The 23,205-nt window shown below is 63.0% G+C and carries 32 protein-coding genes and 1 tRNA gene; 22 read left to right on the forward strand and 11 right to left on the reverse strand.

The genetic code is table 11. The features are described from left to right. Positions 1 to 7: 7 nt before the first annotated feature. On the reverse strand, positions 8 to 1,354 hold the full coding sequence (locus CWE17_RS02195) for a SpoIID/LytB domain-containing protein (RefSeq protein ID WP_240789201.1): 1,347 nt from the start codon (positions 1,352 to 1,354) through the stop codon (positions 8 to 10). A gap of 137 nt (positions 1,355 to 1,491) precedes the next feature. Here CWE17_RS02195 and CWE17_RS02200 point away from each other — a divergent pair, with 137 nt between their 5' ends. Both CWE17_RS02200 and psbV read left to right on the forward strand, forming a co-directional pair. Then, a complete protein-coding gene (locus CWE17_RS02200; RefSeq protein ID WP_131454700.1) occupies positions 1,492 to 2,439 on the forward strand; it encodes a ribonuclease Z in 948 nt (315 codons plus the stop codon). 111 nt (positions 2,440 to 2,550) lie between these two features. After that, positions 2,551 to 3,063, forward strand: coding sequence for a photosystem II cytochrome c-550 (gene psbV, locus CWE17_RS02205; RefSeq protein WP_221625470.1), 513 nt, complete (start codon positions 2,551 to 2,553; stop codon positions 3,061 to 3,063). Between the two features lie 60 nt (positions 3,064 to 3,123). On the opposite strand, the gene CWE17_RS02210 is transcribed toward psbV, so the two are convergent. The 4 genes from CWE17_RS02210 to serA all read right to left on the reverse strand — a co-directional run bounded on the left by CWE17_RS02210 (position 3,124) and on the right by serA (position 6,560). Beyond that, on the reverse strand, positions 3,124 to 3,495 hold the full coding sequence (locus CWE17_RS02210) for a hypothetical protein (RefSeq protein ID WP_131454702.1): 372 nt from the start codon (positions 3,493 to 3,495) through the stop codon (positions 3,124 to 3,126). Between the two features lie 106 nt (positions 3,496 to 3,601). Continuing rightward, positions 3,602 to 3,901: a ferredoxin gene (locus CWE17_RS02215; protein WP_131454703.1), complete on the reverse strand. Its 300-nt coding sequence runs from the start codon at positions 3,899 to 3,901 to the stop codon at positions 3,602 to 3,604. A gap of 144 nt (positions 3,902 to 4,045) precedes the next feature. Beyond that, on the reverse strand, positions 4,046 to 4,960 hold the full coding sequence (gene prmA, locus CWE17_RS02220) for a 50S ribosomal protein L11 methyltransferase (protein ID WP_131454704.1): 915 nt from the start codon (positions 4,958 to 4,960) through the stop codon (positions 4,046 to 4,048). Between the two features lie 13 nt (positions 4,961 to 4,973). Next, positions 4,974 to 6,560 carry a phosphoglycerate dehydrogenase gene (serA, locus tag CWE17_RS02225; RefSeq protein WP_131454705.1) on the reverse strand — a complete coding sequence of 529 codons (1,587 nt, stop codon included), beginning with the start codon at positions 6,558 to 6,560 and terminating at the stop codon, positions 4,974 to 4,976. A gap of 217 nt (positions 6,561 to 6,777) precedes the next feature. Between serA and CWE17_RS02230 the strand changes: the two genes are divergently transcribed. After that, on the forward strand, positions 6,778 to 7,128 hold the full coding sequence (locus CWE17_RS02230; protein ID WP_131454706.1) for a DUF1815 family protein: 351 nt from the start codon (positions 6,778 to 6,780) through the stop codon (positions 7,126 to 7,128). 36 nt (positions 7,129 to 7,164) lie between these two features. Here the strand turns inward: CWE17_RS02230 and recA are convergent, their stop codons facing one another. From recA to CWE17_RS02260, 6 genes are all read right to left on the reverse strand, one after another. Continuing rightward, the gene (recA, locus tag CWE17_RS02235; protein ID WP_131454707.1) at positions 7,165 to 8,295 is read right to left on the reverse strand and encodes a recombinase RecA; all 1,131 of its coding nucleotides are present in this window, start codon (positions 8,293 to 8,295) and stop codon (positions 7,165 to 7,167) included. Between the two features lie 152 nt (positions 8,296 to 8,447). Continuing rightward, the gene (locus CWE17_RS02240) at positions 8,448 to 9,221 is read right to left on the reverse strand and encodes an HAD family hydrolase (RefSeq protein ID WP_131454708.1); all 774 of its coding nucleotides are present in this window, start codon (positions 9,219 to 9,221) and stop codon (positions 8,448 to 8,450) included. Positions 9,222 to 9,237: 16 nt separating this feature from the next. After that, positions 9,238 to 9,309, reverse strand: a tRNA-Gln gene (locus CWE17_RS02245). 118 nt (positions 9,310 to 9,427) lie between these two features. Then, a complete protein-coding gene (locus CWE17_RS02250; RefSeq protein WP_131454709.1) occupies positions 9,428 to 11,104 on the reverse strand; it encodes an AAA family ATPase in 1,677 nt (558 codons plus the stop codon). Between the two features lie 41 nt (positions 11,105 to 11,145). Next, on the reverse strand, positions 11,146 to 12,192 hold the full coding sequence (locus tag CWE17_RS02255) for an LdpA C-terminal domain-containing domain (RefSeq protein ID WP_131454710.1): 1,047 nt from the start codon (positions 12,190 to 12,192) through the stop codon (positions 11,146 to 11,148). A gap of 8 nt (positions 12,193 to 12,200) precedes the next feature. Next, complete coding sequence (locus CWE17_RS02260) at positions 12,201 to 12,662, reverse strand: NAD(P)H-quinone oxidoreductase subunit N (RefSeq protein ID WP_131454711.1); 462 nt, start codon at positions 12,660 to 12,662, stop codon at positions 12,201 to 12,203. Between the two features lie 375 nt (positions 12,663 to 13,037). On the opposite strand from CWE17_RS02260, the gene rplC reads away from it, so the two are divergent. The 19 genes from rplC to secY all read left to right on the forward strand — a co-directional run bounded on the left by rplC (position 13,038) and on the right by secY (position 23,157). Next, a complete protein-coding gene (rplC, locus tag CWE17_RS02265; RefSeq protein ID WP_131454712.1) occupies positions 13,038 to 13,694 on the forward strand; it encodes a 50S ribosomal protein L3 in 657 nt (218 codons plus the stop codon). Beyond that, complete coding sequence (rplD, locus tag CWE17_RS02270) at positions 13,694 to 14,329, forward strand: 50S ribosomal protein L4 (RefSeq protein ID WP_131454713.1); 636 nt, start codon at positions 13,694 to 13,696, stop codon at positions 14,327 to 14,329. The genes rplC and rplD overlap by 1 nt, the downstream gene beginning before the upstream one ends. Next, a complete protein-coding gene (locus CWE17_RS02275; protein ID WP_131454714.1) occupies positions 14,322 to 14,624 on the forward strand; it encodes a 50S ribosomal protein L23 in 303 nt (100 codons plus the stop codon). Before rplD ends, CWE17_RS02275 begins: the two co-directional genes overlap by 8 nt. A gap of 15 nt (positions 14,625 to 14,639) precedes the next feature. Next, the gene (rplB, locus tag CWE17_RS02280) at positions 14,640 to 15,503 is read left to right on the forward strand and encodes a 50S ribosomal protein L2 (protein ID WP_131454715.1); all 864 of its coding nucleotides are present in this window, start codon (positions 14,640 to 14,642) and stop codon (positions 15,501 to 15,503) included. Positions 15,504 to 15,538: 35 nt separating this feature from the next. Beyond that, complete coding sequence (gene rpsS, locus CWE17_RS02285) at positions 15,539 to 15,814, forward strand: 30S ribosomal protein S19 (protein WP_006042208.1); 276 nt, start codon at positions 15,539 to 15,541, stop codon at positions 15,812 to 15,814. A 4-nt stretch (positions 15,815 to 15,818) separates the two neighbouring features. Then, positions 15,819 to 16,184 carry a 50S ribosomal protein L22 gene (gene rplV, locus CWE17_RS02290; protein ID WP_131454716.1) on the forward strand — a complete coding sequence of 122 codons (366 nt, stop codon included), beginning with the start codon at positions 15,819 to 15,821 and terminating at the stop codon, positions 16,182 to 16,184. A gap of 19 nt (positions 16,185 to 16,203) precedes the next feature. Beyond that, on the forward strand, positions 16,204 to 16,935 hold the full coding sequence (gene rpsC / locus CWE17_RS02295; protein WP_131454717.1) for a 30S ribosomal protein S3: 732 nt from the start codon (positions 16,204 to 16,206) through the stop codon (positions 16,933 to 16,935). A 16-nt stretch (positions 16,936 to 16,951) separates the two neighbouring features. Then, positions 16,952 to 17,428: a 50S ribosomal protein L16 gene (gene rplP / locus CWE17_RS02300; RefSeq protein ID WP_131454718.1), complete on the forward strand. Its 477-nt coding sequence runs from the start codon at positions 16,952 to 16,954 to the stop codon at positions 17,426 to 17,428. A gap of 2 nt (positions 17,429 to 17,430) precedes the next feature. Next, positions 17,431 to 17,640: a 50S ribosomal protein L29 gene (gene rpmC, locus CWE17_RS02305; protein ID WP_131454719.1), complete on the forward strand. Its 210-nt coding sequence runs from the start codon at positions 17,431 to 17,433 to the stop codon at positions 17,638 to 17,640. A 20-nt stretch (positions 17,641 to 17,660) separates the two neighbouring features. After that, on the forward strand, positions 17,661 to 17,927 hold the full coding sequence (rpsQ, locus tag CWE17_RS02310) for a 30S ribosomal protein S17 (RefSeq protein WP_131454720.1): 267 nt from the start codon (positions 17,661 to 17,663) through the stop codon (positions 17,925 to 17,927). Then, complete coding sequence (gene rplN, locus CWE17_RS02315) at positions 17,924 to 18,289, forward strand: 50S ribosomal protein L14 (protein WP_131454721.1); 366 nt, start codon at positions 17,924 to 17,926, stop codon at positions 18,287 to 18,289. Before rpsQ ends, rplN begins: the two co-directional genes overlap by 4 nt. Position 18,290: 1 nt before the next feature. Further along, positions 18,291 to 18,647 carry a 50S ribosomal protein L24 gene (rplX, locus tag CWE17_RS02320; RefSeq protein ID WP_131454722.1) on the forward strand — a complete coding sequence of 119 codons (357 nt, stop codon included), beginning with the start codon at positions 18,291 to 18,293 and terminating at the stop codon, positions 18,645 to 18,647. A gap of 49 nt (positions 18,648 to 18,696) precedes the next feature. Next, positions 18,697 to 19,236 carry a 50S ribosomal protein L5 gene (rplE, locus tag CWE17_RS02325; protein WP_131454723.1) on the forward strand — a complete coding sequence of 180 codons (540 nt, stop codon included), beginning with the start codon at positions 18,697 to 18,699 and terminating at the stop codon, positions 19,234 to 19,236. A 19-nt stretch (positions 19,237 to 19,255) separates the two neighbouring features. Next, a complete protein-coding gene (rpsH, locus tag CWE17_RS02330; RefSeq protein WP_131454724.1) occupies positions 19,256 to 19,657 on the forward strand; it encodes a 30S ribosomal protein S8 in 402 nt (133 codons plus the stop codon). A 15-nt stretch (positions 19,658 to 19,672) separates the two neighbouring features. After that, on the forward strand, positions 19,673 to 20,212 hold the full coding sequence (rplF, locus tag CWE17_RS02335; protein WP_131454725.1) for a 50S ribosomal protein L6: 540 nt from the start codon (positions 19,673 to 19,675) through the stop codon (positions 20,210 to 20,212). Between the two features lie 33 nt (positions 20,213 to 20,245). Further along, on the forward strand, positions 20,246 to 20,614 hold the full coding sequence (gene rplR, locus CWE17_RS02340; protein WP_131454726.1) for a 50S ribosomal protein L18: 369 nt from the start codon (positions 20,246 to 20,248) through the stop codon (positions 20,612 to 20,614). A gap of 13 nt (positions 20,615 to 20,627) precedes the next feature. Next, the gene (rpsE, locus tag CWE17_RS02345; protein ID WP_131454727.1) at positions 20,628 to 21,275 is read left to right on the forward strand and encodes a 30S ribosomal protein S5; all 648 of its coding nucleotides are present in this window, start codon (positions 20,628 to 20,630) and stop codon (positions 21,273 to 21,275) included. Between the two features lie 6 nt (positions 21,276 to 21,281). Further along, on the forward strand, positions 21,282 to 21,734 hold the full coding sequence (gene rplO / locus CWE17_RS02350) for a 50S ribosomal protein L15 (RefSeq protein WP_131454728.1): 453 nt from the start codon (positions 21,282 to 21,284) through the stop codon (positions 21,732 to 21,734). 103 nt (positions 21,735 to 21,837) lie between these two features. After that, the gene (gene secY, locus CWE17_RS02355) at positions 21,838 to 23,157 is read left to right on the forward strand and encodes a preprotein translocase subunit SecY (protein ID WP_131454729.1); all 1,320 of its coding nucleotides are present in this window, start codon (positions 21,838 to 21,840) and stop codon (positions 23,155 to 23,157) included. Positions 23,158 to 23,205: the final 48 nt, after the last annotated feature.

Here is a 23,205-nt window from a genome sequence, read left to right on the forward strand (position 1 = left end):
GACGTGATCAGCCCCTCCAGGCTGGCTCGAGTTGAGGTAGGCGTGCCACCGCCGGATCGTAACTGGGGCGGAAGGGCCGAATCTCCACACCTTGGTAGTAGTGCTGCAAGATCTGCCGAAATTCAGCCCCCTGCTCCGCCAGCGCCCGAGCCCCCCACTGACTCATGCCCACACCGTGGCCGTACCCACGACCGCGAACTTCCAGCACCGGCTGAGGACGACGACGCAGACGCAGCTGCTGCGGGAGGGGAGGAGGGGGCGACAGCTGCTCGGAGATCCCATCACCATCGGGATCCACCAGAAACCCAACCCAGCGGGAAGACAACTGCGAGGGCGGTGTCGAGGGTGAGGGTTCCCCCTCCCCCTCCCCAGCAGCCAGCCAGTTGAACTCCACCATCGTGCTCTTCAGCCCCAGGCGCTGCCGCAGTTCGCTGCCACTGATCCGAAGCACCCCTACCGGGCCACGCACCCGTAGCGCCCGCACCCGTCCTGTCGTGCTGCTTTCCAGAACCTCCAGGCGCTCCACGCCACCGGTCTCTCGAAACGCACGGCGGAGCTGGTCTGCATCGAAACGCGTCTCCCAGCGATGCACCGGGCTCTGCTGATCGTGATCGGGAACACTCACCAGATAGGGCAGCTGGGAGCGCCAGACCTCGCCACTGGCTTCGGTGGCACCACCGGAACTGCTGTGAAAAACGGCATTGATCAACTGGCCGGCATGCACCAACACCAGCGAGCGGGTGCTTTGCACCGCCTCCAGCGTGCGGGGTGTTTGCGATTCCAACCCCCGATACACCTGGCTGGCCACAGTCGCCTGCACATCAAACAGCCCAGCTCGCCCCCGCTGACGCAGGGCGTAGGTGCGAGCGGCAACAGCCTGCGCCTGCAGGGCTGCCATCGGCCACTCCTGGGGCATTTCACTGCCCACAACACTGGGGAGATAGTCCTCAATCCCCAGGTGATTCACCACCGCAATCCGGCCCTTGTGAACCAAAAGCCGCAAGCTGCCCCCATAGCGCCGCTTCCCCAGCCAGAGCCCGCGGGGATCGTCCGTTTCAAGACGGAGCTGGGCGGAGGTGGGAAGCCGTCGTCGCATCGGTCGATCCGCCGGGGCACCGGCCTCCTCCATCACCAGGCTGAGCCCTCCAGAACTGAGCTCGATCTGTAAACGCGTCAGGTCGATGCGGCCCAGATCCGGCCCGGTTAACCGAAAGGGACGATCAGCATCAGCCCGCAGGGAGATCTGCTCGCTCTCCTGCAGCAACACGCGAATGTCAGGCTCCCTGGCCGCCACCACCGCTTGGTGAGTGCCTCCCAAGAGCAGCAGGCCTGAGGAAAGCCCGAGCGATGACAAGCCAAGGGAGACAAGAGGCTGCAGCCTGACCACAACCAAAGGCATCCAGGGCAGCCCAGTGTGCCGCGCAAGGGCGCAGCCATCCAGGGGGGTGCCAGGTTTAATGAATGAGACCAGCAGGTTGAGAGCAACAGACCGTGCAGGTCACCTTCCTCGGGACAAGTTCCGGTGTTCCCACCCGGGCCCGCAATGTTTCCGCCGTCGCCCTGCGGCTCCCCCAGCGCTCAGAGCTCTGGCTGTTCGACTGCGGCGAGGGCACGCAGCACCAGTTCCTACGCAGCGACCTGAGGCTGTCGCAACTGCGGCGGGTGTTTGTTACCCATATGCATGGGGACCATGTCTTCGGACTGCCAGGACTGCTTGCCAGCCTGGGATTAGCCGGCAGCAGCTCTGGGGTGGATCTCTACGGCCCCGATCCCCTGGAGGCCTATCTGCAAGGAGTGCTGCGCACCAGCTCCACCCGGATCGGATATCCACTCGCGGTCCATCGTGTGAAGGAGGCAGCCGAAGCGGGAACCTTGGTGCTCGAGGATGACGACATCCTGGTTCGAGCGACCCCCCTCACCCACCGGGTACCGGCTTACGCCTATCGGATCGAACAGAAACCCCGCGCCGGTCGATTCGATGTGGATCAAGCCAAGGCATTGAAGATCCCCCCTGGTCCGATCTACGCGGCCCTCAAACGGGGCGAGACCGTCACCCTGGAGGACGGTCGCCGCATCGACGGGCGCACCCTCTGCGGTCCGGATCGCCCCGGAGTGAGCGTGGTTTATTGCACCGACACCGTCTTCAGCGAAGCGGCTGTGGAGCTCGCCCGCGGCGCCGACCTGCTCATCCATGAGGCGACCTTCGCCCATAGCGAAGCGGAGATGGCCTTCCAGCGGCAGCACTCCACCAGCACGATGGCCGCCCAAACGGCTGCTGAAGCAGGTGTGAAGCAGCTTGTGCTCACCCATCTGAGCCCCCGTTACGCACCTGGGAACGCCATCACCGCGGATGACCTGCTCGCTGAGGCGCAGGCGATTTTTCCCGAGACCACCCTGGCCAAAGACTTCCTCACCCTCGAGGTGAACCCGACGAACTGAGGGCTCGGCTGCAACAGTTCATGATCAGCTGCGCTCTGACCCGGGCGGATGGCCTGCCCCCCGTGATACAAGAACCTGGTGCGGTGTACCCGTCAGATCCTGGCGTCCTCCATGGCCTCTCTTTTCAATTCCCTGCGACGGTCCCTGAGCCGGCTGCTGCTCGTGCTGCCCGTGCTGATCGGTCTCGCCTTCAGCTCTCCGGTTCTGGCAGCCCAGTGGGATGCCGAAACGCTCACCGTTCCCGCTGATGCCAACGGCGATCTGGTGACGTTCAGCGAACAGGAGATCAAGTCCGGCCGCAAAGTCTTCAACACCAGCTGCGGCACCTGCCACGCCGGTGGCATTACCAAGACCAACCACAACGTTGGTCTTGACCCCGAGACCCTGGCCCTCGCCACCCCGGCACGCGACAACGTCGACGCCCTGGTGGACTACATGAAGGACCCCACGTCCTACGACGGTGAGTACAGCATCGCTGACGTGCATCCCAGCATGCGCAGCAGCGACCTCTTCGTTCAGATGCGCGACCTGACCGATGAGGACCTGCGCCTGATGGCGGGCTACATCCTGGTGGCCCCGAAGGTGCAGGGGAACCAGTGGGGCGGCGGCAAGATCTACTTCTGATCCGATCGATCACCGGGCATCCAGGAGATGTCGTTGAACCGCCCCCTAGGGGGCGGTTTTTTATGCCTCTGTCGCCGCTGGAGCCGGGTAGAGATTGGCAGGATCGAGGGACCGTGGATGGCGGCTGTACCACCACTCCTGAAGCTCGGAACTAAACCGCACGGAGAAGAGGGTCAAGACGGTGGCCGTCGGGCGGGAACCGGGCTGCAAGAGCTCCACGGCATAAGAGGGGCAGCGACGGGCCGCAAGATCGGGCACAAAGCGGCGGCCGACCCGACGCCAGCTGGGCTCCTTGCTGCGCCAGACGAGGCGACAGCAGGGCCAGGGAAGCTCTTCACGGTCAAACAAACGGCAGCAGGGGCCAATGACCCGGAAGCTGTATTGCCCCCCCGGGCTCGTGTGCACCGTGCCGTGCTCAAGCAGCTCTGTCATTCAACGACCCGGGCTTTGAAAACGCTGACACGCTGCCAGCAAAAAGCCACCCCTTGGGGTGGCTGATGGACAGTCGTTCGGAAGGCGAACGATTGCAGGGTCGGACTCAGTAGAGCTCTTCCTCGGCGTGGGTCTTGATGGTGCAGTCGGAGGTGGGGTAGGCCACGCAGGTCAGCACGAAACCGGCTTCGATCTGATCGTCGTCCAGGAAGCTCTGGTCGGACTGATCGACGGTGCCAGCGGTGATCTTGCCTGCGCAGGTGGAGCAAGCGCCTGCACGGCAGGAATAGGGGAGATCGATGCCCTGCTCTTCAGCGGCGTCGAGGATGTACTGATCGTCGGGCACCTCGATGGTCTTGTTCAGACCTTCGCTCTCGCTGATCAGAGTGACCTTGTAGGAAGCCATGGATGATTGGAGTGTGCAAGATCCGAAAAGATCGAATCCGCAGGACCGCACTTATCTACATCGGCTTGGGCCAATGACAGGCGCTTCCTTGAAGCATTTCCGCCAAGGCCAATCAAACGGCGACCAACAGATAAGGCTGGCTTATTAGGCAACGCGTCGACGGATCTCAAGCAAGCCCCAGCGCCCCTGGGCCGTCTGAGCGGTCACCTGCCAGCCCAGATCGTCCAGCACCGCCGTCAACCGTGCCGCCTGATCCACCAGAAGGCCACTCAGCAGCGCTCGGCCTTGCGGACGCAGAACGGCCTGAAAACGGGGAGCCAGGGCTTCGATCACTGGCGCCAGGATGTTGCAAAGCAGCAAGTCAGCTGGCTGCCCCTCCAGCAGCTGCTCAAGGGTTTCCACCGACCCCTGACGGACCTCCAGTCGTTCAGCCAGCGCTCCGCTCAGGCTGGCGTTATCGCTGGTGGCCCTGACAGCCAGGCTGTCCGTGTCCACCGCCAACACCGCCTCAGCGCCCAAGCCAAGGGCTGCGAGCCCCAGGATGCCGCTGCCACAACCGAGATCCGCCACCCTCAACCCCAGGGGAGGCTGCTCCTCCAGCGCTTCGAGGCAGAGTCTGGTGGTGGGATGACTGCCCGTCCCAAAAGCACTCCCTGGGTCCATCCGCAGCACGAGGCGATCGGCGTGCTCCGGGGGCACCTCAAGCCAAGCGGGCAGGATCAGCAAGCCACGGCCCACAGGATCGGGCTCCCAGTGCTGCTTCCAGGTGAGACTCCAGTCCTCATCGTCGAGCTCAACCCAACTCGGCTGAGGGAGGGCAAGGCCGAAGGTGGAAGCCAGAGGCTCTAGGGCAGCGATGAGTGCAGCGCGCTCGTCCAGGGGCCATTCCGGCGCCGGCAGCCAAAGCTGAAGAGTGCGCCGATCGGGGGTTTCCGGCGCATGTTCCACCGACAGACGATGCAGACCGAGACTGTCGAGCTTCCAGAGGAGTGACTCCTCCAGTTCAGGCGCCAGTGGCAACGAAAGTCGCCACCAGCGCAAAGGAGCGGAGCCTGTCATGGGTTGATTGCGCTCAGAGCGTCACGGGATGGGCTTCCTGAATGCCATTGATGGCATGAATGGTGGCCAGAAGGCTGGGAGGGATCGGATCATCGATGCTGAGCACCATCACCGCGTCACCGCGCACGATCCGGCGCCCCACCTGCATGGAGGCGATATTCACGTTGTGCTCGCCGAGCAGGGATCCGAGATGGCCAATGATTCCAGGCATATCCCGATGCCTGGTGAAGAGCATGTGACGGCTCGGAGGCACATTGACCGGGAATTCATCAATGCTGGTGACCCTCAGATCACCATCGGCAAACACGGCACCGGTCACGCTGTGGCCACCCTGCCCGCCACGGGTGGTGAGCTGAAGGGATCCACCGGCAAAATCGCGGCTGGCATCGTCCTTCACCTCCAGAACGTGAATGCCCCGGCTCTTTGCCTCCAGCGCCGCATTCACATAGTTGATCCGATCGCCGAGGGCACTCGAGAGAAGCCCCTTCAAAGCGGCAACCACGAGAGGCTGAGAAGGATGCTCGGCGAACTCACCTTGAAGCCGCACCTCCAGCTCCTGAACCTGCCCTCCTGAGAGCTGGCTGACCAGCAGGCCCAGCGTTTCCGCCAACTGCAAATGGGGCTTAAGACGCTCCATGATTTCGGCACTCAGACCGGGAATGTTCACGGCGCTGCGAGCCGGCAGCCCCAGCAGCACATCACGGATCTGCTCCGCCACATCGATCGCCACGTTTTCCTGGGCCTCCTCCGTGGATGCCCCCAGGTGAGGCGTCAGCACCAGCCCTCGCTCCACAGACCGGAGAGGGGAGTCAGCGGCGAGAGGCTCGCTGGCAAAGACATCCAAACCGGCTCCGGCAATCACTCCGTTGTCGATCGCTTCTGCCAGGGCCGACTCATCCACGATGCCGCCGCGAGCGCAATTCACGATGCGAGCGGTGGACTTCATGCTGCGCAGCAGCTCGGCGTTGACGAGGTTTTCAGTGTCCGGAGTCCGGGGGATATGCAGGGTGATGTAGTCCGCGCTGCGAAACAGCTCATCCAGCTGGGTGAGGCGCACCTGCATCTGCTGGGCGCGGTCGGCGGAGATGAACGGGTCGAAAGCGATCACATCCATCCCCATCGCCTTGGCCACGCGGGCCACATGGGAGCCGATCTTGCCCAGACCGACGACACCGAGCGTTTTTTTGTAGAGCTCGTTGCCAACGTATTTCTTGCGGTCCCAAGCGCCATTGCGCATCGAGGCATGGGCCTGAGGGACGTGGCGAGACAGGGAAAGCAGCAGGGCCAGAGCGTGCTCCGCTGCGGCAATGGTGTTGCCCTCCGGCGAGTTCACCACCAGCACCCCTCGCTGGGTGGCGGCCGGCACATCAACGTTGTCAACACCAACGCCGGCCCGGCCAATGATGCGTAGACGATCAGCGGCCGCGATCACATCCGCGGTCACCTGGGTGCCAGAGCGGATCATCAGGGCGTCGTAGTCGCCAATAATCGCCTTGAGTTCTTCAGCGCTAAGCCCAGTGCGCTGATCAACCTGGGCCACCTGACCAAGGATGTCGATCCCTGCCTGATCAATGGGATCGGAAACCAGAACTTTCGTCATCAACCGGCAGGAGAGAGCCGTGGGCCACTGTAGAGAGCGACCCGCGATGCCCTTGTTGCCCAGCGGACCGCCGCACGGCTTCGCCCAGGAGCATCACGCCGAAGCAGCGGTTTCGTCCAACCCTGCGCACAGACTTTCGTCAGCAGCCCAGGACACAGTGCGTTCAGCGAAACCTGAAGAAAACATTTAAGATTATTGGGACAGGTTGGCGGTCGCCATGTTTCCTCGCCTTGCTCAGCAATATCGATCGGTGGTCAAGGACTTGGTGATGAGCCTCCAGGCTCTGGCCACCAGCCTCAAGAAGCGTGGAGTCACTGCCACCTGCTACGTCTGTGACGACGGCCGGGATGACCATGGGGCCTCGTTTGTGGCCCAACTTGGAGACCAGCACATGGTGCGTTTTCTGGTCTCTGATTTCGGGATCAGCTGGGTGGAATCCCGCAATGGTCGCGAACTGGTGAAACTGGAAGGCGCTGAGGCCATCCAGGAGCTGCAGAGGGTGACACAGTTCCTCCAGCAGCCGTCTGAAGAGTCCGTTCACGAGACGGTCAAGACAGTCCAGCGATGAGCAGACCGGGGGAGCTGACGCTCCCCCGCTGATCGATCAAGCCGCCGAGCTGTCGTCCGTCGCGGAGGCCTTAGGAGCAGCCGAAGCACTCCTGGCTGCAGCAGCAAGAGGACGCATCGAGTTGGCCGTCACCTCAGATCCCTCCGTGAGCTTCTGACGGACAAGCACCTCAATGGCATCCTTCGCCTCAGGGTTCTGCTCAAGCCAGGTGATGGTGTTGTCACGCCCCTGACCGATGTTGTCGCCCTCGTAGCTGTACCAAGCACCCTTACGGGTCACCACGCCGGTCTCTTCGGCCAAATCGAGCAGGCAGCCCAGGGTGCTGATGCCGCGGCCAAACAGGATGTCGAACTCGGCGATGCGGAAGGGAGGAGCAACCTTGTTCTTCGCCACCTTGACCTTGGCCCGGATGCCGTACTCCTCGGTGCCGCGCTTGAGCGTTTGGATACGACGAATATCCAAACGCACCGAGGCATAGAACTTCAGAGCATTACCACCGGTCGTGGTTTCAGGGTTCCCGTAGGTGACACCGATCTTGAGGCGCAACTGGTTGAGGAAAATCACCGTGCAACCGGACTTGCCGATGTTGCCGGTGATCTTGCGCATCGCCTGGCTCATCAGCCTGGCCTGACTGCCGACAGCCAGATCGCCCATCTCCCCTTCGATCTCCGCCCGAGGCGTCAGGGCGGCGACGGAATCGACGACGACGATATCGACGGCGGCGGAGCGGACGAGCTGATCGACGATCTCTAGGGCCATCTCACCGGTATCCGGCTGAGAGACCAGCAGATTCTCGATATCAACGCCCAGAGACGCTGCATAGACCGGATCCAGAGCGTGCTCCGCATCCACAAAAGCCGCCACACCGCCGCGGCGCTGCACCTCGGCAATCGCATGGAGGGTCAGCGTGGTCTTACCCGAGCTTTCCGGCCCGTAGACCTCGACCACCCGTCCTTTCGGATAGCCACCACCAAGGGCGAGATCGAGGGTGAGTGCGCCGGTGGGGATCGTTTCGACCCGCATCCGGGAGGCATCTCCCAGACGCATGATCGAACCCTTGCCGAAATTTCGCTCAATCTGGCCAAGCACCAGATTGAGGGCTTTGTCTCTCTCGCCGGGGCGAGAGTCTGGACCGGGGGTCGGGGAGGATTTCACGTCGACTGGCATGGATGGAAACGGTAAGGGGCTGACGGGCGCTGACGACCACGGGCCGGGACAGCACAGAAAGCGCTGCGACCGGGACGACCGACGCCAGACAGACCATTCAGTGCCCTGCCAAACGCCATCTGTCCCATGTAGTACAGATGTACGTTAACGAATCAGGGCCAGCTCGCCAAGGGGGACGCAAACAGCTCCGGCTCAAGCCAATGAACTCCATCCGGCAACCCATGGCGATCCTGGGGCTTCAGGTATCCCCAGCTGACCAGGTAGCAGGGAAGATCGTCCAGCCCGGGGGTGCGATGCACAGCTTCGAGGGTGGCGCGGCGATCCTCGATGAACCCTCGCAGTCGGCGAACGGCACGCAGCTGGAGCAGCACCTCCGGCTTACTGCCATCTTCATGGCCATGCAGCAAAGCAGGCTGGAGATCGAGAGCGTCAAGGAGCTCTGCGGCGAAGGCACGGCCCTTGGTCGTGAGCACAGACCAAGCCACACCCTCCGACTGAAAACGGCGAAGCCGGTCAACCACACCAGGGAACGGGCGATGCAACGCCAACCAGGAGGTCCTGTCCTTGGCGACAGCCTCCCGTCGCACCTGCTCCAGCGCCTCCTGAAGCACAGCGGGCTGCCAGCCTCGGGCCTCGAGCGACCGCTCGGTTCTACGGAGATAGTCAGCACTGTCCTGGGGGGCACCGAGGCGCCGCAAGGGACTCTCCGCATCCATCAGCTCAGCGGCGAGGAGGACCATCTCCCAACCGTGATGAACCCAGGGACGACTGGAGCGAAACAGGGCGGGCAACTCAACAGGGAGCGCTGCTTCAGCTGCGGGGCCGATCAGACGAATGGAGGCTTGCCTGGCAGCCCACCAGTACTCCTCCATGCCATCGATGATCACGCCATCGAAATCGAAGACCAACAACGGGGAGTTGGACACGATCGAACCGGAAAAACTGGGCCGCTAGGATTCGAACCTAGGAATGGCGGGACCAAAACCCGCTGCCTTACCACTTGGCGACGGCCCATTGACTCCGAATCAGTGGCTACCCGCGGCAGCTCTGAACGGCGTTTGAATAGTTACCCACAGCGGAGTGACCTTCGTCAATCCATTCCCTCCGCAAAAGCACGCTGAGGGGACCGTCATCAGGGCGGAAACACCCGCAGTCGCTGTTGATCCGCCTGGCCGAACACATCGCTACGGAGGCGGTAACGAGCAATGAGATCGGCCTGCATGCGCCGAACTTCCTCGTTACGAGGGAGGAGTTCCACAGGACGCCCCTGGGGCACAACCACCTGCTCGACCGCCAGGCGACACTCCTCCAATGCGGCGAAAGCATCCGCCTGATCATCAGGCAAGGCGGGGGCTTCAGGAGTAAGGCGGCGCGAGAGCAAACGCTCGAGCGCCCGCTCCACCTGAGGCAGGGTGTCGGCCTTGATCACCAGAATCGGCACCCGCGCCTCCCGGGCCTGGCGGCGCAGGTCGGGTTGACGGCCCAAGCCTTGCCGAACACTGAGAACCACATCAGCCGCGGATAGATCGTCCACAAGCTGCACGGGCCAGCGATGGCGACGACTGGCCTCCTCCACCAGGCGGGGGGTGAGACCACAGCAGATCACCTGAAGAACATCCGGCGTCGAGGCGGCTTTGTGGGCTGCTTCGCGGGCTGCGTCTGAGGCTGGTTCCGATACCAGTTCAGGCTGTCGTTGGTCCGAGACGTGACTGGGATCCGGCGTCGGCACCATGGCGAGCCGTGGCGGCTCCCGAAGGTCCCGAGGTGGCCGAAGCCGCACCGCAAGGCCGGTGCCCTTGTCAGGCAATGGATCGCATCGGCGCACGGATCCATCAGAAGAGAGCTCCCTCTCTTCTGGCCGAGGGGTCTGCCCCCGCAGCAGGAGATCCACCGTGCGACCGACATCGGCATGCACCGCCCAGCGATGCCGGCTATGCATCTCAACGGCCAGGGGGAAGGTGGGCTCGGCCGCCCGCTCCAACACCGTTTTCTGACTGCGGCGCCGACGCGCTTCCTCGTCTCCAAGGGTGACCGATTCAATGCCGCCCACCAGATCACAGAGGGTCGGATTTTTAATCAGGTTCGCCAGGGCATTGCCGTGGGCGGTCGCCACCAGCATCACCCCCCGTTCCGCAATGGTGCGGGCCGCCTGCGCTTCCAGTTCAGTGCCGATCTCATCGATCACGATGACCTCGGGCATGTGGTTCTCCACGGCTTCGATCATCACCTGGTGTTGCAGCTCAGGACGGGCCACCTGCATGCGTCGGGCCCGGCCGATCGCAGGATGCGGGATGTCGCCATCGCCGGCGATCTCGTTGCTGGTGTCGATGACCACCACCCGCTTCTCCAGCTCATCGGCCAGCACCCTGGCGATCTCCCGAAGGGCCGTGGTCTTGCCCACACCAGGACGCCCCATCAGCAGGAGGGACTGACCGCTATCGAGCAGATCCCGCACCATCGCCACGGTGCCAAAGACAGCGCGACCAACCCTGCAGGTGAGCCCCACCACGTCGCCGCGACGGTTGCGGATCGCACTGATGCGGTGAAGGGTGCGCTCAATCCCAGCCCTGTTGTCAGCACCGAACCGACCAAGCCGCTCCACCGTCGCCTGTAGATCGTCCCTGAGCAAACAACGCTCCCCAAGAGGCAGTGAGCGGCCCGGATATCGGGCTTCGGGCACCCGACCCAGATCGAGCACCACCTCAAGCAACTGCTCGCGGGAGGATTCCGTCTGCAGAGCAACCTGCACCTCAGCCGGCAACAGAGCCAGCAAGCGATCAAGATCGTCAGTGATCCGCTCGGTGCTCATGCGCCTCGGCCCACCACCATTCACCCAGCCATGAAGGCCTTCTAGCAGGCTTCCGGACCAGTGTGACGCTGCAACCAGGGTCGAATCAACGCGCGGGCGCTAGCCAGTGCTCGTGACCAACCCTCAGGCCAGTCACGCAAATTCCGCCCTCGCTGCTGCGCCTCCTGGAGCCATGGCTGCACCAGGGTGCGGGCTTTCCCTCCGAAGGCCACCCCAGCCGGTGCTGAGTCACCCCCCTCAGGCAGCTGGGTGATCGTGGCCTCATTGGTGCCACCGGCCAGCTGCAGCGGCCCGGGGGGAGCGAACGGGAGCAACTGCTGCCACAGCTTCACAGCGGCTCGGGCCGTGCCGCTGCCCACATCCCCCGACATGGGTCGACCATCCAGCTGCCATAGAGGGCGTTGGCCGCAGGCACGCAGAACGGCGTGGCGCATCCAAAGCTCCCGTGCCAGATCGTCGACCGTGAGGCCATGGCCTTCCAGCCCACAGCTGACAGCCAAGCGTTTAAAGGGCACCTCCGCCTGCATCACAGGCGCCAGAGTTGCCTGAAAGGCAGCGATCCGACCAGGGGCCGTGTGGATCTCAACGGCATCGGGCCGCAGCTCCCGAAGCAGGGCGGCCAGGTCGTCGCGTCCGATGATCGAATCGCGGCTCGTGATCAGGGCTAGAGGACAGGCGGGCAGACAGCGACCACAGCCATAACAGCGGTCAGGGAGAACCCCCACAAACTGATCAATCGCCAGTGCTGGGCAAACCCGTTCGCAAGGCCGCGAGCAATCGGGAGGGCAGCGACCCGGATCAAATTCGGCCTTACGAAAATGGGCATCGCTGCCATCGCTGACACTCACCATCAGCCATGGGCGACTGCCGATCTGATCCTCAGCCCAGGCCAAACCCTCCCGTGCAGCGAGCACGACGGCAGGATCTGCGGCCACATCCACGCAGTGCACACCGGCAACGGCATAGAGCGCACACAGATCAGCGATCGAAGGCAAATCCGTGTTGCTGGCCCCGCAGATGAGCTTGACCCAGCGTCCCTGCGCCAGGGCTCGCTCACCGGCATCGCCGCCCGCAGCAGCGAGGGTCATGGGGTGGCTCAGGCCCCCAGCAAACGGGTCATGGGCTGCCAACGCAAAGCTCGGGCACCACCCATCTCCACCACCACCTTCAAGCGCGGCTCCCGTCGACAGAGCGCGCAGAGGGAGAGCAGCTCGGAGCGAGACAGGACCTGCCCTTCAAGCAACCAGAGCACCACAGGCTGATCGCCCAGCATGCGCTCACCGAGCAGAGGCATGACCTCCTGCACCTCACCGACAGCGGCACCGCGCCCAACGCTCTGATGACCGAGGTGCGGCGGACGAACGCCATGCTTTTGGAAGAGAAAGACCTCCGGATCACCCAGGCCACGCGCCGTTGTGATGTGGGTGCGATAACCAGCTGCCCGCAAACGACGCAACAAACGCGTCTCGGCACCACCTTCAAGAGGAGCATGGACAGCCATGCAACCCTCAGCCTCGAGCTCGCGGCGGAATCCCCGTCCAGAGAGCAGCAGCGGCATGAACCCAGAACAGCTTTGGGGAGTCTGGCAGCAGGAGGAGGCTTGAGGGGAGGGGGAACCGTCGTGGTGTAAGTTTTTTGTTTGCTCCGTGTTTCTGTGCCCGTCCGCTAGCCGGGCCTCCAGTTCACAGAGCAGGTCCGGCGATTGCGCCGGATCCCCAGGCCAGTGCAACCCCTGCCTTCGGGCACGTTGCCGGGAAACTGACCGGTCACTTCCGGACAAGTCCCAGCCAGCTGATTCGCTCGCTAGCCCCATTCCGGATCACGTCCCCTCAGGCGACGCGTTCCCGGCCATGACTGCGTTACTTCGATCAGCGCCCTCCAGGCCCCCTTCCTTCTCGGATGGAGGTTGTCCACGCTGGCGTTTCTACCCCCCATGTCCATCGGCATCCTTGGGAAGAAGCTGGGTATGTCCCAGCTCTTCGACGAGCAAGGCAGAGCCGTCCCGGTCACCTTGATCGAGGCGGGCCCTTGCCGCATCACCCAACTCAAAACAAATGACACGGATGGCTATGCCGCCGTGCAGATCGGTTTTGGCGAAACCCGCGAAAAACTGATCAATAAGCCCGCTAAGGGTCACCTCGCCAAATCCGGCGAGGATCTGCTGCGCCACCTGAGCGAGTACCGCGTCGATGACGTGGCCGGACTCGAGCTCGGTGGTGCCATCACCGTTGGTGATTTCGAAGCGGGCCAAAAGGTGGACGTGAGCGGCGACACCATGGGTCGCGGTTTCGCCGGTTATCAGAAGCGCCACGGGTTCAGCCGCGGTCCTATGACCCACGGTTCCAAGAACCACCGCGAACCGGGTTCGACCGGCGCCGGCACGACACCGGGCCGCATCTACCCCGGCAAGCGCATGGCCGGCCGCTATGGCGGCAAAAAAATCACCACCCGTGGGCTCACGATTCTGAAGATCGACAGCGAGCGCAATCTGCTGGTGGTGAAGGGTTCCGTCCCGGGCAAGCCGGGCTCCCTGCTCAACATCCGGCCCGCCAAGCGTGTGGGTGACAAGCCCGCCAACGGAGGTAAGTGATGGCCAACTGTGTTGTTCGTGACTGGCAGGGCAAGGAAGCCGGCAAGGCAAGCCTTGACCTGAAGGTGGCCAAGGAGACCACCGCCCTCGACCTGATGCACCGTGCCGTCCTGCGTCAGCAGGCCCACAGCCGTCAGGGCACCGCCAGCACCCTCACCCGGGCGGAAGTCCGCGGTGGCGGTCGCAAGCCCTACAAGCAAAAAGGCACCGGCCGAGCCCGCCAGGGTTCGATCCGTACGCCTCTGCGTCCCGGTGGCGGCATCGTCTTCGGACCGAAGCCCCGCAGCTACAACCTTGCGATGAACCGCAAGGAGCGTCGCCTGGCCTTGCGCACTGCGCTGATGGCCCGCATCGAAGACCTCACGGTGGTGAAGGATTTCGGCAGCTCTCTGGAAGCACCGAAAACCCGTGAGATCACTGATGCACTCGGTCGCCTCGGCATTGCCGATGGAGCCAAGGTGCTGATCATCCTTTCCAGCCCCTCTGAGGTGGTGCGCCGCTCGGTGCGCAACCTGGAGAAGGTGAAGCTGATCGCCGCCGATCAACTCAACGTCTTCGATCTTCTCAACGCCAACTCCCTGGTGATGGGCGAGGACGCACTCGCAACGATTCAGGAGGTCTACGGCGATGACTGAGCGCTTCACCGGACGTCTGGCCGATGTGATCCGCCGCCCGCTGATCACCGAAAAGGCCACCCGCGCACTGGAACTCAACCAGTACACCTTTGAGGTGGATCACCGCGCAGCCAAGCCCGACATCAAGGCTGCCGTTGAGCAGCTCTTCGATGTCAAGGTCACGGGCATCAGCACCATGAACCCGCCGCGGCGCAGCCGTCGCGTCGGTCGCTTCGCCGGCAAGCGTGCCCAGGTGAAGAAGGCCGTGGTGCGCCTGGCCGAGGGCAACTCCATCCAACTCTTCCCTGAGTCCTGAGGGGTCTGAAACGTCATGGCAATTCGTACTTTCCGCCCCTACACCCCCGGTACCCGCACCCGGGTGGTCACCGACTTCAGTGAGGTCACCGGCCGCAAGCCGGAACGTTCCCTTGTGGTGGCCAAGCACCGTCGCAAGGGACGCAACAACCGCGGTGTGATCACCTGCCGCCATCGCGGTGGTGGCCACAAGCGTCTGTATCGCGTTGTGGATTTCCGCCGCAACAAGCACGGCGTGCCCGCCAAGGTCGCCGCTATCCATTACGACCCCCACCGCAATGCGCGGCTGGCCCTGCTCTTCTATGCCGATGGCGAGAAGCGCTACATCCTGGCTCCGGCCGGTGTGACGGTCGGCCAGACCGTGGTCTCAGGACCTGAGGCACCGATCGAGGACGGCAACGCAATGCCGCTCTCGGCCATTCCCCTCGGCTCCAGTGTTCACTGCGTCGAGCTCTATGCCGGTCGCGGTGGCCAGATGGTGAGAACCGCTGGTGCCAGTGCCCAGGTGATGGCCAAAGAAGGCGACTATGTCGCCCTCAAATTGCCCTCTACCGAGGTGCGCCTGGTCCGCCGTGAGTGCTACGCCACCCTCGGCGAAGTGGGCAACTCCGAGATCCGCAACACCAGCCTGGGCAAGGCAGGTCGCCGTCGCTGGCTGGGACGTCGTCCTCAGGTCCGCGGCAGTGTCATGAACCCCTGCGACCACCCCCACGGTGGTGGTGAGGGTCGGGCACCGATCGGCCGCTCCGGTCCTGTCACCCCTTGGGGTAAGCCGGCCCTGGGTCTCAAGACCCGCAAGCGGAACAAGCCGAGTAACAAGTTCGTCCTCCGCAAGCGTCGTAAGACGTCCAAGCGGAGCCGTGGCGGACGCGACTCCTGATGTTGTTCACCGATCTGTCGTTCGCCTAATCCGCCATGGGACGTTCACTTAAAAAAGGCCCTTTCATTGCTGACAGCCTGCTGCGCAAGGTTGAAAAGCAAAACGCCGCCGACGACAAGTCGGTGATCAAGACGTGGTCTCGGGCCTCCACCATCCTGCCGATGATGATCGGCCACACCATTGCCGTTCACAACGGCAAAACCCACGTGCCGGTCTTTGTGACCGAGCAGATGGTGGGTCACAAGCTGGGCGAATTCGCCCCCACCCGCACCTTCAAGGGCCACATCAAAGACAAGAAAGGAGGCCGCTGAGACCATGACCACGTCATCCCCAACGGCCACCACCGCCCGGGCACACGGTCGCTTCATCCGCGGCTCTGTGTCCAAGGTGCGCCGTGTCCTCGACCAGATCCGCGGCCGCAGTTATCGCGACGCGCTGATCATGCTCGAGTTCATGCCCTATCGCTCCACCGGTCCGATCACCAAGGTGCTTCGGTCGGCTGTGGCCAATGCCGAGCACAACCTGGGCCTTGATCCCTCCTCCCTGGTGATCTCCCAGGCCAGTGCCGACATGGGCCCTGCCATGAAGCGGTATCGGCCCCGCGCCCAAGGTCGCGCCTACGCGATCAAGAAGCAGACCTGCCACATCAGCATTGCTGTGGCAGCTCAGACCGACTCCTGACCCCCGAGCACACCGACTGATGGGACACAAAATCCATCCAACCGGCTTACGCCTGGGGATCACCCAGGAGCACCGGTCCCGCTGGTACGCCTCCAGCAAGAGCTATCCGACTCTTCTCCAAGAAGACGATCGGATTCGCAAGTTCATCCACAAGAAATACGGCGCTGCCGGCATCAGCGATGTGCTGATCGCCCGAAAGGCCGACCAGCTTGAGGTTGAACTCAAGACAGCACGCCCCGGCGTGCTGGTCGGCCGCCAGGGCAGCGGCATTGAAGAGCTGCGTAGTGGCATTCAAAAGACCGTCGGAGATCTGAGCCGTCAGGTGCGGATCAACGTGGTTGAAGTCGAGCGTGTCGACGCTGATGCCTTCCTGCTGGCCGAGTACATCGCCCAGCAACTCGAGAAGCGCGTGGCGTTCCGTCGCACCATCCGCATGGCCGTGCAACGGGCCCAGCGGGCTGGTGTGCTCGGCCTGAAGATCCAGGTGAGCGGCCGCCTCAATGGCGCCGAGATCGCCCGAACCGAATGGACGCGTGAAGGACGTGTGCCACTGCACACCCTTCGCGCCGACATCGATTACGCCACCAAAGTGGCCAGCACCACCTATGGGGTGCTGGGCATCAAGGTGTGGGTGTTCAAAGGCGAAGTGCTGGGCGACGAGGCCCGGCAGCAACTGCCTGTGGGGGCAACCCCACGGCGTCGGGCCGGTCGCAGGCCCCAACAGTTCGAAGACCGCTCTAACGAGGGTTGAACAGGAGGCCTGAACCATGCTGAGTCCAAAACGCGTCAAATTCCGTAAGCAGCAGCGCGGCCGCATGCGCGGCATCGCCACCCGAGGCAACACCATTGCCTTTGGTCAGTTCGCGCTGCAGGCACAGGAGTGTGGCTGGATCACCTCGCGCCAGATCGAGGCCAGCCGTCGTGCCATGACCCGTCACGTCAAACGTGGCGGCAAGATCTGGATCCGGATCTTCCCCGACAAACCGATCACGATGCGCCCCGCTGAAACCCGTATGGGTTCCGGTAAGGGCAACCCAGAATTCTGGGTGGCCGTGATCAAGCCGGGCCGGGTGCTCTTCGAGATGGGCGGTGCCGAAATCACCCCCGAGATTGCACGGGAGGCCATGCGCCTGGCGCAGTACAAGCTGCCCGTGAAAACCAAGTTCATCTCCCTGGACGACCAGGAGAAAGCCGCCGCTGGCAGCGATGCCAAGGCAGCGTCCACCGCAACCGTGGAGGCCTGACCATGGCACGCCCCAATGCTTCCGAGCTGCGCCAGCTCACCGACGCAGACATCAACGAGCAGATCGACGGCCTTCGCCGGGAACTGTTTGATCTGCGCTTTCAGCAAGCCACCCGGCAGCTGAGCAATACGCACCGCTTCAAGCAAAGCCGCATCAAGCTGGCCCAGCTGCTGACGGTGCAAGCGGAGCGTCAGCGCTCCGCCGCTTCCTGACCCCCTAAGGAGAACCAGACATGGCAACCAAGGAAAGGGTCGGCACCGTCGTCAGCGACAAGATGGACAAAACGGTGGTGGTTGCGGTGGAGAACCGCTTCCCTCATCCCATCTACCAGAAGACGGTCAGCCGCACCACTCGCTACAAAGCTCACGACGAGGACAACAGCTGCCGCGTCGGCGACCGGGTTCGGATCACCGAAACCCGCCCACTGAGCCGTCACAAACGCTGGGCTGTCGCCGAAGTGCTCAGCCACAGCGCCAAGGCTGAGGAGGCCGCGAAATGATTCAGCAGGAAACCTATTTGACCGTCGCTGATAACAGCGGCGCCAAGCGCATCCAGTGCATCCGCGTGCTGGGCAGCAACCGTCGCTACGCCCATGTCGGTGATGTGATCGTGGCCGCTGTCAAAGACGCCATGCCCAACATGGGCGTGAAGAAGTCCGATGTGGTCAAGGCTGTGGTGGTCCGCACCAGGCACACCCTCCGTCGCGACACGGGTAACTCGATCCGCTTCGACGACAACGCGGCCGTGATCATCAACGCGGACAACAATCCGCGGGGCACTCGCGTCTTCGGACCGGTTGCTCGGGAATTGCGCGAGCGCAACTTCACCAAAATCGTCTCCCTTGCTCCGGAGGTGATCTGAGATGGCAACCGCAACTCCCAAAACCAACACGAGCGAGCGCATCAAGATGCGTCTGCGCAAAGGTGACACCGTTCAGGTGATCACCGGCAAAGACAAGGGCAAGACCGGTGAGGTGCTGCGCACCCTGCCAAACGAGAACCGCGTGATCGTGCAGGGCATCAATCTGCGCACCCGCCACGTCAAGCCCACCCAGGAAGGTGAAAGCGGTCGGATCGTCACAGAAGAGGCCTCACTGCATGCCTCCAACGTGATGCTCTACTCCACCGAAAAGAAGGTCGCCAGCCGCGTTGAAGTGGTGATCGAAAAAGACGGCACCAAGAAGCGCCGCCTCAAGAAAACCGGCGAAGTGATCGATTGATCACCCGGCCCGTCTTCTGACCAAGCCCAGAAGTCCTCATCCCCCAGCTATGTCACTCAAACAGCGCTACAGGGAGACCATTCAGCCCAAATTGCTGAAAGACCTGAGTCTCTCCAACATCCACGAAGTCCCCAAGGTGGTGAAAGTCACCGTCAACCGGGGTCTCGGCGAAGCCGCCCAGAACGCGAAGTCCCTTGAGGCCTCCGTGACGGAACTGGCGCAGATCACCGGCCAGAAGGTTGTGGTGACCCGTGCCAAGAAGGCCATCGCCGGCTTCAAGATCCGTCAGGGCATGCCAATCGGCTGTGCCGTCACCCTTCGTGGAGACCGCATGTATGCCTTCCTGGAGCGTCTGATCAATCTGGCTCTGCCCCGCATCCGCGATTTCCGCGGTGTGAGCCCCAAGAGCTTTGACGGCCGTGGCAACTACACCCTGGGGGTGAGGGAACAGATCATCTTCCCTGAGATCTCCTTCGACAAGATCGACGCCATCAGGGGCATGGACATCACCATCGTGACCACTGCCCGCACGGATGAAGAGGGCCGGGCCCTCCTCCGCGAGATGGGAATGCCATTCCGCAGCAACTGAGCCCCCCTCGGAAACCACTATGGCCAACCACGACCCTATTTCCGACATGCTCACCCGCATTCGCAATGCGAGTGAGAAACGTCATCAGACCACCAAAGTTCCCGCCTCTCGGATGTCCCGCAGCATCGCCAAGGTGCTGCAGCAGGAAGGCTTCATCGCTGAAATCAGCGAAGAAGGCGAAGGCGTGCAGACGCACCTTGTGCTCGAACTCAAGTACAGCGGCAAGCACCGTCAGCCCACCATTCGCTCCATGCAGCGTGTGAGCAAGCCGGGCTTGCGCATCTACAAGAACACCCGTGGCCTCCCCAAAGTGTTGGGCGGTCTTGGAGTGGCGATCATCTCCACATCCAAGGGTGTGATGAGCGACCGCGATGCCCGCAAGCAGGGCGTCGGTGGTGAAGTGCTCTGCTACGTCTATTGATCCGGAGCCAGAACCATGTCTCGTATCGGTAAATCCCCCATCCCCATCCCCGACAAGGTGAGCGTGAGCCTCGATGGTCTCGCGGTCACCGTGAAGGGCCCGAAGGGCGAACTGAAGCGCACCCTCCCTGAGGGTGTGACCATTAGCCAGGTGGAGAACACTCTGGTGGTGGCTCCCAGCAGCGACAAGCGCCGCTCCCGTGAGCGTCACGGTCTCTGCCGCACCCTGGTGGCCAACATGGTCGAAGGTGTCAGCACCGGATTCAGCAAGAAGCTGGAAATCGTCGGTGTGGGCAACCGTGCCCAGGTGAAAGGCAAGAACCTTGTGGTGAGTGCCGGTTACAGCCACCCCGTTGAAATGATTCCTCCCGACGGAATCACCTTTGCGGTGGAGAACAACACCAACGTCACCGTCTCCGGAACCGACAAGGAATTGGTGGGCAATGAAGCCGCCAAGATCCGCGCCATCCGCCCACCTGAGCCCTACAAGGGCAAGGGCATCAAATATGCGGGCGAGCGCATCATGCGCAAGGCCGGCAAGTCGGGCAAGAAGTAACCCCCTGCCAGACCCCCTTCCGCATTTCCCACCATGTCGACTCTTTCCCGCAAACAACAGACCCAGAAGCGCCACCGGCGCCTGCGTCGCCAAATCAGCGGCTCCGCCGAGCGTCCCCGGCTGGCGATTTTCCGCTCCAACAACCACATCTACGCCCAGGTCATCGACGACGAGGCCCAGAGCACCCTTTGCTCAGCCTCTACTGTCGACAAGGACCTGCGCACCAGTCTCAAAGCCAACGCTGGAAGCTGCGATGCCTCCGTCGCCGTTGGCGAACTGGTGGCCAAACGCGCCCTCGCCAAGGGGATCCAACAGGTGGTCTTCGATCGCGGCGGCAACCTGTACCACGGACGGGTGAAAGCCCTTGCCGATGCCGCCCGGGAAGCGGGCCTGCAATTCTGACCCTGCTCTCACCATGACCGAACCCAACACCCAGACCAACCCCAACGACATCCCGGCAGCATCCGATGTGCCTGCAGCCGCCGAAGGGCAGCAGGAGCAGCGCCGGGGCCGTGGCGACCGCGATCGCGGTGATCGCCGTGGTGGTGGACGCCGTGGCGACCGCCGCAACCAGGAGCGTGACTCCGAATGGCAGGAGCGCGTGGTTCAAATCCGCCGCGTGTCCAAGACCGTCAAGGGCGGTAAGAAGATGAGCTTCCGAGCCATCGTCGTTGTCGGCAACGAGAAAGGTCAGGTCGGCGTGGGTGTCGGCAAGGCCGGCGATGTGATCGGTGCCGTTCGCAAGGGCGTGGCCGATGGCAAGAAGCATCTGGTGAAGGTGCCTCTGACCCGCCACAACTCCATTCCCACCCTGTCCAATGGTCGCGATGGCGCCGCCAGCGTGCTGATCCGCCCCGCCGCTCCTGGTACGGGTGTGATCGCGGGCGGTTCGATCCGCACCGTGCTGGAACTGGCCGGCATCAAGAACGTGCTTGCCAAGCGCCTGGGCAGCAAGACTCCCCTCAACAATGCGCGGGCTGCCATGGTGGCCCTCGAGGCTCTCCGCACCCACAAGGAGACCGCCAAGGAACGGGGGATCTCCCTCGAGCAGATCTACTCCTGATTCCCCATGACTCTCCGACTCGACAACCTCAAGGCCAACGCCGGCGCCCGACGCCGCAAACTGCGTAAGGGTCGCGGCATCGCCGCCGGCCAGGGCGCCAGCTGCGGCTTCGGCATGCGCGGCCAGAAGTCACGTTCCGGCCGACCCACCCGCCCCGGCTTCGAGGGTGGCCAGATGCCCCTTTACCGCCGGGTACCGAAGCTCAAGCACTTCCCACTGGTGAACCCAAAGTTCTTCACTGTGGTGAACGTATCTGCCCTCAATGAGCTCAAGGCCGGCAGCACCGTCAACCTCGACTCCCTGGTCAAGGAAGGGGTTGTGACCAGCCCCAAGCATCCGCTCAAGATCCTTGGCAATGGTGAGCTGAAGGTGAAACTCACCGTTCAGGCTGCGGCCTTCACCGCCTCCGCCCGCACCAAGATTGAAGCCGCTGGCGGCAGCTGCGAACTGCTCGACTGAATCCTCACGGATCCGCCAGTGCAGATCTAAGGTCTGAGCCGTCCGCAGTCCCCTGGTCTGCGGACGGCTTTTTGGCATCAAGCCCTTTCATTTCCATTCATCCATGCTCGTCAGTCGGGGTCGCAATCCCAGCGCCGGAGAGGTGATCACCCAGCTGGTGCAGAACAAAGAGCTGCGCGGTCGAGTGCTCACCACCCTCGGTCTGTTGATGCTCGTGCGCCTTGGGATTTACATCCCCATGCCCGGCATCGACCGGGTGGCCTTCCAGGACTTCCTGAAGCAAGGCGGCCAGCTGATCGGCTTCCTCGACATCTTCACCGGAGGAGGCATCTCCACCCTGGGCGTCTTCGCCCTGGGGATCCTGCCTTTCATCAATGCCTCGATCATCCTTCAGCTGCTGACAGCGGCGCTGCCGCAACTCGAGGACCTTCAGAAGAATGAGGGCGAGGCCGGGCGACGCAAAATCGCCCAGATCACCCGCTACGTGGCTCTGGGCTGGGGACTGCTGCAGAGCATCGTCTTCGCAATGATCCTGCGCCAGTACGCAGTCGAAGGTCTCAGCGAGACGGTGTTCGTGGTTCAGACCGCCCTGGCACTGGTCACGGGATCGATGGTGGTGATGTGGATCAGTGAGGTCATCACCGAACGGGGTATCGGTCAGGGCGCCTCGCTTGTGATTTTCCTGAACATCGTGGCCACCCTGCCCCAGGCGCTCGGGGCCACGATCGAAAAGGCTCAGACCGGAGACCGCAATGATGTCCTGGGCATCATTGTTCTGGTGCTGGTGTTCCTGGTCACGATCGTGGGCATCATTTTCGTGCAGGAGGGCGCCCGACGACTGCCGATTGTGAGCGCCAAGCGCCAGGTGGGCGGCACCGCCCTGCTCCCCAGTCGTCAGAGCTATTTGCCTCTGAAGCTCAATGCCGGTGGCGTGATGCCCATCATCTTTGCCTCAGCACTGATCTTCTTGCCGATCACCATCGCCAATTTCACCAAGAATCCGCTGCTGATCCGCGCCTCCAGCGCCCTCAGCCCTGGCGCTCCGAATCCCTGGCCCTATGCCCTGCTCTTCTTCGCATTGATCCTGGGATTTGCCTATTTCTACGCTTCGCTCACCGTGAATCCGAGCGATATCGCCTCCAATCTCAAAAAGGGAGGCGTGGCGATTCCAGGGGTGCGACCAGGCAGTGCCACGGCGACCTATCTCTCTGGTGTGCAAAACCGACTCACCTTGCTGGGGGGCCTCTTCCTTGGTGCGGTTGCGATCATCCCTTCCGCGGTGGAGCGAGCCACAGGAGTCACGACCTTCCAGGGCCTGGGTGCCACCTCGCTCCTGATTCTGGTCGGCGTGGCGATTGACACCGCCAAGCAAGTTCAGACCTACGTGATCTCCCAGCGCTACGAAGGGCTTGTGCGGCAATAGGCACGTTATCGATACGCGAAAAACACGCAATGAGCACGGCGACGTGCT

It is taken from the genome of Synechococcus sp. BS56D (assembly GCF_004332405.1).
In the GTDB taxonomy this organism is placed as follows: domain Bacteria; phylum Cyanobacteriota; class Cyanobacteriia; order PCC-6307; family Cyanobiaceae; genus Synechococcus_C.